Annotated in this window: 7 protein-coding genes; 4 read left to right on the top strand and 3 right to left on the bottom strand. The window is 44.0% G+C overall.

Annotated features, from left to right (window positions below):
- Positions 1-150: 150 nt before the first annotated feature.
- The 3 genes from ABDK92_10480 to ABDK92_10490 form a co-directional block, all read right to left on the bottom strand.
- Positions 151-924, bottom strand: a complete 774-nt coding sequence (locus ABDK92_10480; GenBank protein MEN3187027.1) for an ATP-binding cassette domain-containing protein — start codon at positions 922-924, stop codon at positions 151-153.
- Positions 925-1,011: 87 nt separating this feature from the next.
- Positions 1,012-2,139, bottom strand: coding sequence for a substrate-binding domain-containing protein (locus tag ABDK92_10485; protein MEN3187028.1), 1,128 nt, complete (start codon positions 2,137-2,139; stop codon positions 1,012-1,014).
- A gap of 89 nt (positions 2,140-2,228) precedes the next feature.
- Positions 2,229-3,215, bottom strand: coding sequence for an ABC transporter permease (locus ABDK92_10490; protein ID MEN3187029.1), 987 nt, complete (start codon positions 3,213-3,215; stop codon positions 2,229-2,231).
- Positions 3,216-4,034: 819 nt separating this feature from the next.
- On the opposite strand from ABDK92_10490, the gene ABDK92_10495 reads away from it, so the two are divergent.
- The 4 genes from ABDK92_10495 (at position 4,035) to ABDK92_10510 (ending at position 8,089) form a co-directional block, all read left to right on the top strand.
- Complete coding sequence (locus ABDK92_10495; protein ID MEN3187030.1) at positions 4,035-5,282, top strand: extracellular solute-binding protein; 1,248 nt, start codon at positions 4,035-4,037, stop codon at positions 5,280-5,282.
- Between the two features lie 115 nt (positions 5,283-5,397).
- The gene (locus tag ABDK92_10500) at positions 5,398-6,234 is read left to right on the top strand and encodes a sugar ABC transporter permease (GenBank protein MEN3187031.1); all 837 of its coding nucleotides are present in this window, start codon (positions 5,398-5,400) and stop codon (positions 6,232-6,234) included.
- A gap of 9 nt (positions 6,235-6,243) precedes the next feature.
- A complete protein-coding gene (locus ABDK92_10505; protein MEN3187032.1) occupies positions 6,244-7,107 on the top strand; it encodes a carbohydrate ABC transporter permease in 864 nt (287 codons plus the stop codon).
- A 526-nt stretch (positions 7,108-7,633) separates the two neighbouring features.
- The gene (locus ABDK92_10510; protein ID MEN3187033.1) at positions 7,634-8,089 is read left to right on the top strand and encodes a tetratricopeptide repeat protein; all 456 of its coding nucleotides are present in this window, start codon (positions 7,634-7,636) and stop codon (positions 8,087-8,089) included.
- The last annotated feature ends 373 nt before the right edge of the window (positions 8,090-8,462 follow it).

The following is an 8,462-nucleotide window of genomic DNA, read 5'->3' on the forward strand; positions in this document are numbered from 1 at the left end:
CAAAGAAGTACGATATCGCCAGGGGAGGACTCAGTGTGAGGGAAGTTCCGATGGAGGGAGTTTTCGTGCGAACACCACGGTACCCAAAGTTATCGAACCCTTAGAGTAGATATCCATTCTAGAAAGCGTAAAAGTTACCCTTTGAACAGTTTACTTTTCGTTTGCGGGTTTTTCCACTCCAACGATTAAACCCAGTATTTCAGTTTTACTTGACAAAGCAACTTCTCGCACTCCCACCATTTTTCCGCGTCGGAGAACAGTAATTCGGTCGCACACATTGAAAATATGTTCGAGGTTATGGCTAATCACCACTAAAGCAAGTCCCTGGTCACGTAAAGTACGAATGAGTTGAAATGTTTTCTCAGTTTCTTCTGGACCAAGAGCGGCAGTGGGCTCATCCATCACTAATATCTTTATATTTTCCTTCAAAATGGCCCTGCCAATGGCGACAGATTGTTTTTGACCACCAGAAAGGTTAAAAACCGCTTCTTCTGGTTTATCGATTACGATGTTTAATTTTGTTCTTAGCAGTTGAAGAGCGTCCCTTTTCATACGATTATTGTCAAGAATAGAAAAGCCAAATACCCGATGGCTTATTTCGGAACCAAGGTAAACATTAGCTGGTGCGTTGAGGGTTTCTACTAATGCTAGGTCTTGATATACAGCTTCAATTCCTAAACTTTTAGCATGTTGCCGGTTGCGGAATTTGACCGGTTTTCCTTCTAGTATAATTTCTCCTTCGTCCGGGGGGTATACTCCTGTTAATATTTTAATCAAAGTCGTTTTGCCCGCTCCGTTATCACCGACTAACCCCATGACTTCTCCTTGCCTTAATTCGAAATCAACTTTGTCTAAAGCTCGTAAGCCTCCAAAGTTTTTTGTTATCCCTCTCATCTCAAGGATAGGTTGAACTACAGTCTGCATTGTTTTTCACTACCTCAATACGGTCCGGGCTTAAAGCCCGGACCGTGCAAACATTTAAAATATATTATCAATCGTCTGCCCTTTCCGTTAAAACTTTACTGGTTTTTTAGTTTTACTATATCGAAATCCCCTTTCAACTAATTCTTTAAACTGGTCCCTTGATAAGGTTTTATCAGTCATAACCATATCCCCCATATAGCTTTGTGGGATACTATCTTTTTTCCCCTCAAGATACCTTTGTATAGCCTCAGCTACAGCTACCCCAGCATCGTCTTGAAAACGAAATACCGAACCCATTTGTTTCCCTTTTAGCATAGCATCAATTTCATCCGCAGTCCCTCCAAAACCATACACTGCCACATCCAGTCGACCAAGAGTTTCTAAGGCCGCTACTGCTCCAATAGCCATTGCTGTTGAAGTGGCATAGATAACGTTAAGATCCGGATGAGCCGTCATTATGTCCATAGTAGCTTCATAGGCTTTTTGTCGATTAGCTTCTGCATAAGTTTCATAGACAACTTCTATATCGGTTTGTTTGATCACCGCCATTGCGCCACCCCAGCGTTGATCATCTAAGGTTCCAGGTATCATTCTAAGACCAGCCAGTTTTCCTTTACCTCCAGTTACCTTGGCTATGTGTACCCCGGTAAGGTATCCTCCGAATTCATGATCAAATGCTACGTACATGAGGGTCTTATCATCACCTTCAAGTGGTCGACAAAAGTTTAAGATAATGAGAGGGATCCCAGCTTCGTGCACCTTGTTGATTGCAACCCGCTGAGCGTCAAGTTCTGTTGGTCCTAAAACAATAAAATCAACGCCTGCAGCGATTAAGCTTTCTACCTGTGCAAGCTGTTCGTCATGGGCATCATGTCGAGATGTAGCTTGAAGTGTCACTTCAAAGGGAACTCCAGCTTCTTCCAGACGAAGATACATCGACCAATACCATCTTTCCCAAGCATCGGAAATATCGAAACTTGGAGTCACAAAACCGATACGCACGGGTTTATCAAGTTTTCCGGTGAAAGGCCTTGCTGGTCCAGATACCGAGTCGGCAAAATCCTTGAAAACCTGATACGAAACGCCCATTTTTCCCAATATTTCTTTTTTAAAATTTTCCGGATCGATTAATTTCGGTTCTTGCCCAAATAACGGCGCACCCGCCAACAAGAATAGCATGGAACACACAATCGTTATCCATAGACATCTTGTCATGATACGCGGTCCTCCCTTCCCGTTTTTGTTTTCTTGATGTCGATATTACTCTTTTTATTATTTCACCTCCCTTCCAAAGTGTCTTATTTTCAAAATGTCTGGCGTATAACATTTTCTCTCCAAAAATTTAATGCTACAGCGAGAATAATTATTAAACCGGTAGCTACCAATCTCCAGAAATAATCCACTCCTAAAAGCACCATCGTATTGGAAATGATTCCCAGTATTAATGCTCCTACAAGGGACCCAACAACACTCCCTAACCCGCCACGAAGAGATGTTCCTCCCATAATAACAGCAGCAATGGTATGAATTTCATAACCTGAAGCCATAGTGGCTTGTGAAGAGTTAAGACGACTCGTAAGAAGTATTGCTGCTAAACCACATAACCCTCCCATGAGCACATATTGATAGACTTTATATTTATCTACTGGAATTCCACATAAAATTGCTGCATCTCGATTTCCTCCGATGGCAATAGTGTAACGGCCAAAATAACTTTTATGGTAAATTTGATAACCGATAAATGCTATTATTAAAGCAACTATAGCTGGAATAGGTAACCCTAACCAGCGAGTGGTGCCAATGTAGCGGAGTGATGCAGGAAATTCAAACCAAATTTTACCAGCGGAATGAACTAATGCAAAACCACGAAACGTTTCCATAGTAGCAAGTGTAACAATGAAGTCGGGAATTTTCAATCGGGTTATTATAAAGCCATTTCCATACCCCAGACCCATACCCATTATCAGCGCGAAACCCATCGCAAAACCCACTGGCCAGTTGGATGCCTGTATCAGTCCAGACATAACTACGCTAACTAAAGCAACTTGTGATCCAATAGAAAGATCGATACCTCCACCAGTAATAACAAAAGTCATTCCCACCGCAAGGATAATATATATAGAAGCTTGATAAATAACATTAATCAAATTAAGAATGGTAAAAAAACGTGGAACAAAAAATGCAGCTATGATAACGATCACGAGAAGGACAAATAAGGGGCCAATTCGTGCAATAAATTTTTTTATCATGAACAAGCCTCTGTACGAGAATTGAAAAGTCTTGATATTCATGATTCTGCCTCCTGGGGGATGAAATGATTTTTTGTGAAAGCTCGAAAATGGCGACGTTTGGTTTGTGAGGAGTTGGTCCGAAATAGGGATAGATTTCAGCTTTAAAAAAGTGTATTTACTTTTTTGGTGGATGTCAAGATTTTCTATAAAGTCCCACCAAAAGTCACTTACCCAAATACGGGCTTCAAATTAGTGACTGGCTTTACCCAGGTTCACATAACATGGGGTTAACGAAAAGAGAAAGTAGGTGCGCCTGCGTAAGTCTTAAAAAGTAACAGGTTGAGGTACTGATTACCGCAGCAGCCCCTCTTTAGAGACACAGAGTATTTCAGGGGAATTTTTTCTGATTGTTGTTTTGAAAGATTTTTCCGTGGTTTCATGTCGGCTATTTTCCAGCAACGAAAGAGAATACCCGGTCCGATGAGTACGATTTCCAGCTCCGATATCAGAAGGGGAAAATTGTTTCCGAACACAAGCTTCGAAATCGAGCAGGGAAATCATCCTCCCTTCTTTTTTCACGGAAAGTCTTGTCACTCCGATTTTATCCCTGGTGTGGGTACTCCATCGTTAAAGCCCTCGTTACCGGTTCTTTTACTTCGAACTGACGACCTTAGGGAAAATCTTTGGGTGAATTGACAAAGAAGGTTCTCATATCTATAATTGAATAAATGCTCATAGCAAATGCTCGATTGCTGCCGTGTTCTCGCTTCAAGTTAGGTTTGGCTCCAGTTGAGAAATGACCATCGAAAGGAGGGAGGAGATCAAGAGGAAGGAACAATATTTGAAAAGATGTAAGAGAAAGAAGGGAGGAAAGAAACCATGAAGAAATCTCTTCGGGTGGGAATTGGAGTTTTGGGTGTTTTTGTGTTTTTGCTGGTGAGTGTGGTCACTTTTGCCCAGACGACTGAAATCACGATTTGGTTTGGAAGAGAAAATTTTATCCCTGCGGATCGATTTGAAACCTTTCATGCTGAGAACCCCCATATCCGGATAAAAATTGATATGATTCCCTTGGAAGAAGCGCTGGCAGCCTATGTACGGACATTCCGAGCTGGAAACCCCCCCGATATTTTTCAGGTTCTCCATCAAAACCCGACTGCCCTTGCTGCCCAGAAGATGGTTATGGATATTACTCCAATATTGAAAGCGTGGGAAGAGGAGGACCCGGACGATTTCCGTGATATGGCCAAGGCAGCCTGGGAAATGCCCTCGTACCAGGGAGTTCCTTACGGAATGGCCCTTCACGCGGCACCATACTGGTACGTGTGGCGCTCAGATTTATTTGATGAAGCTGGTATCCCTGAGCCCGAAACCTGGGATGACGCTCTGGATGCAGGGAGAAAACTTCGTTCCGATACGATGCTCGGTTATGCCCTGATTGGTCACAAACCCCATATTGACTGGTTTGTCAGTTACTTCGTTTCCATGGGTGGACCGTTTGTGAACAATCTCATCCAATTGGATTCAGATGCTGGCGTGTACCTTTTAGGATGGTATCAGACCATGATGCGAGATGGTATTGTGCATCCGGATACGCCGGCTTGGGATTCAGGAGAAGCTCGAGCCGCCTTTATGGCGGGAAAGGCGGCGCAAATGTTCCAGGGTTCGAACATTTTTGCCAAGATTCAGGAAAGTCTCGAGTACAAAAAACAGTGGAAAGCTAAACCTCCTCTGTATCGTCCAGGGGCAAAGGACAGCTGGAGAATGGGAGGAATCTGCTGGCCTTATATGGTCAGTATCTCGGCTTCGGTCAAACAAGATGCGGTGAGAAAGGTGTTCCAGTATCTTTCCAGAACTGAAATCGTCAAGGAAGTTGCGCTGCGATATCAACCGGCAACGCGGATGTCCGTGTTCCGAGAGCCAGATTACCTGGAATTTCAACCATGGTACGCGGAACTTTTCGAAGCCTACTCTCGGCAGTACCCCATTCCGGTGCACCTTCGTGATACCGAAATTTATCGAGTCTTAGCTGAAGCACGACATGAGGCGTTGACCAATGTGAATGCTGACCCTAAAGAGATGGCCGCGCGGTATCAGGCACAAATTAATAAGATTGCTGGACAGTGAGAGAATATGTAAGCCGGCTTCAAAAAAGCCGGCTTACAGTTTATTTTTGATGAAGGAAGCGTGATTTTCAATGACAGGGGTTCTTTCTTTCCAAAGGAAAAGAAGGACAAGTTATGTGGTGTATTTTCTCATTGCACCAGCACTTTTTTTCGTCGTGGGAATCTTGGGGTATTCAGTGGTGAAAGCGTTTCTCATGTCCCTGCGCCAGATTGATATGTACACGTTTGGTGAACCATTTGTGGGATTGAGGAACTACTATAATTTGTTTCAGGACGCGCACTTTAAAGAGTCGTTACGGCGTTCGATTATTTTTGTTTCCGGGACCATCGGGTTAGGAACATTCCTGGCATTAGCTTATGCACTGTGTCTTTATAAAGTCAAGCGTTTGCGGCGATTTTTTCGGGGAGTCAGTCTGGTTCCCTATTTAATATCAGGTGTGGCAGCCGCAGTGATGTGGCGGTTTCTGTTCAGTGGCAATGCTGGATTAATCAATTTCTTTTTGCAGTATTTTGGCCTGGAAAGTACGAGCTGGTTGGGGGATCCGGGTCGTGCCCTTTTAATCATCATCCTGGCCAATGTCTGGTATATTACCCCTTTTTCGACGTTGATTCTCCTCTCTGGTTTGCAGAGTATCGACCCCGAAATTTTTGATGCCGCGTCCGTTGATGGAGCGCACGGAGTCAATCAACTTCGGTATATCACGTTACCCCTAATTGCCCCGATGATGGGGGTGAGTTTAATATGGCTTAATTTTGCAAGTTTTAATATGTTTGATGTCATTCTCCCTCTTACTGGTGGAGGACCAGGAAGAGCAACCGAACTCCTTGCGGTATATCTCTACCATTTGGCGTTTCAAGAGGTGAATATTTCCTACGCTTCAGCTGTGATGATGGTGCTCCTTCTTATCAATGCTCTGGTTAGTTTCTTCATTTTACGGATTTCCAGGACATAGGAGTGGATAATGGAAAAGGGCACTCCATATCGAGCTTCCTTTTTATGCAAAACCATGAGAAAAAATCTGTTCTGGATTCCCCTCCTTTTGTTCACCCTCCTTACACTTTTGCCGATTCTCTGGTGTATATCAGCATCATTCAAACATCCCATCGAACTTTACCAGACCCCACCTACCATCATCCCCCGGACATTTACCGTAGAGGCGTATTACAGAGCGGTTACCTTTCCAGGATTTCCCAGGTATCTGGCTAATAGTGTTATTTTGGCAATTACTTCCACAGCTATTGCTCTTTTTGTCAGTGTGATTGCTGGGTATGGCTTTGCCCGGTATACATTCTGGATGCGTTCGGTGCTCTTAATCATGATTCTGGTTCCTCGCATTCTTCCTCGAGCAGCTTTAATCGTTCCCCTTTATGAAATATTTGCCCCTTTGGGTCTCATTGATACTTATACCGTTTTAATCCTCACCTATACGGCTACAGCCATTCCTTTGGGAACCTGGATACTGATCGGATTTTTTCAGAGTGTGCCAAAGGAACTTGAAGAATCAGCAATCCTTGATGGGGCAAACCTTTTACAGATTCTGTGGAAAATTGTCGCACCGGTTTCGTTACCAGGAATTCTCACGGTGATAGTGGTCTCTTTTGTACAATCCTGGAATGAGTTTCCCTTCGTTTTAGCATTAACCAGCTCTCCGCAGATGCGGACGCTTCCCTACCAGCTGTACTTTTTAAGGGATACTCTGGGACTTCCTGATTGGCCGCTTCTGAATGCCTTTACCATTATCACCATCATTCCGATTTTGGTTCTGTATATCCGTTTTGAAAAAAACATCGTCAGTGGAATTCTCAGTGGTGCACTGAAAGGGTGAACAGAACAGGAGCCTCTGGATGTACATTGAGGCTGGAACATTGGTTATCCATTCTATTGCTTTCTTTGTATCCTTTTTTCACCAGGCGTTGGACTGGAGTCGTGGAAGTCCTCTGTGATGCATGAACAAACCGGCCTTTTCTTTAGAGGCCATATTTTGAGCTCTGTTTCCATGAGCGTCCTTGGGATTACGGGGTGTAATGTTCCATCATATGATGATGGGATGGTTGGAAAAAATGTCTTCGTGGTAGACGAAATCCATAGAGAGGCACGGCTTCCATAGATAGCTTGTCATTCTCTCTGTGAAAGCCTTTCCGGCGATACCGGCTTTAAAGCAATTCTCTCTCGGTGCTATTCAGGAATGAGGGGGATGGTTCTCTCGAAAAAGCGATGGAGAAATTTTGTATTCTGGTGAAAAGCTCCCTATGATATGATACTGGAGGGAAGGGGGAACGAGTTTAAAAAGGCATTCTTTATCCCTGAAAATGACTAAAAGAAATAAAAGGAGGGGAAAGATACGAAAAAAAGTGTACGTGGTATTAATGGTCTTTCTCACGTGTTTCCTGGGTTTCCCTTGGGTCCAGGCAGAAGAAGCGAGTCTTAAAGGGGGGCAGGGAAAAAGTGGCGAAAAACAGCTGATCACCGCGGAAATACTATACCTGGAAGGGTTTCAGTTCTTCTCGAAAGGAAAATTTGCTGAAGCCCTGCCTTTTTTTGAAAATGCAGTCAAGGAGGACTCAGACTATTGGGAAGCCTATCTCGCGATTGGCGAGTGCCATTACCACCTCCGTCACTACGAAGAAGCCATAGAGGCTTTCAAACAGGTCATTCGCATTGAACCTCATTATGCCGAGGCTCACTATGGTCTGAGATTGACTTATTTGAAAACTGGGGATCGGGGTTCTGCTCTTGAGGAGTACAAGATTCTTAAAAACCTGAATAGCGACTTCGCTGAGAAACTTTTTAACCAGATATCCAAATAACTGAAAGACGACGGGTGAGATAGGGTAGAGCAAGCCGGTAGCTTTCTTTCAAGCAAAGAATGGTGTTTTGTCCAGTCAAGAGGAAGAAAAGGGCAAATCAAGAAGTATAGGTATGGTGCAGCGGCTTTTTGTAGGATTCGTAGTCGGGGAATTGGGGCAGGTTATGAAAAAGGGGTTGGCGTGGTCGGCATAGTCGGAAAAGGTTTGAATGGCCACACCGACCCAGCTCTGAGGAGCAGAAATCCCCCTCACTCGGGTTTGAAACCCCTGACCTAAAAAATCCTTGCAGCTCAGGGGCTGCAAGGGCTGAGAAGGTAGCGTACCCTACAAGCCTTCTTGGGATCGGGTCAGGCACGTGGCATCTCGGTTACAT

The organism is Atribacterota bacterium, assembly GCA_039638595.1.
In the GTDB taxonomy this organism is placed as follows: domain Bacteria; phylum Atribacterota; class Atribacteria; order Atribacterales; family Caldatribacteriaceae; genus Profundicultor; species Profundicultor thermophilus.

What these genes read in the sequence shown, in the direction of transcription:
- ABDK92_10490 (MEN3187029.1), bottom strand. Translation starts at nt 3,215, where the DNA reads ATGAATATCAAGACTTTTCAATTCTCGTACAGAGGCTTGTTCATGATA.
- ABDK92_10480 (MEN3187027.1), bottom strand. Translation starts at nt 924, where the DNA reads ATGCAGACTGTAGTTCAACCTATCCTTGAGATGAGAGGGATAACAAAA.
- ABDK92_10485 (MEN3187028.1), bottom strand. Translation starts at nt 2,139, where the DNA reads ATGACAAGATGTCTATGGATAACGATTGTGTGTTCCATGCTATTCTTG.
- ABDK92_10505 (MEN3187032.1), top strand. Translation starts at nt 6,244, where the DNA reads ATGGAAAAGGGCACTCCATATCGAGCTTCCTTTTTATGCAAAACCATG.
- ABDK92_10495 (MEN3187030.1), top strand. Translation starts at nt 4,035, where the DNA reads ATGAAGAAATCTCTTCGGGTGGGAATTGGAGTTTTGGGTGTTTTTGTG.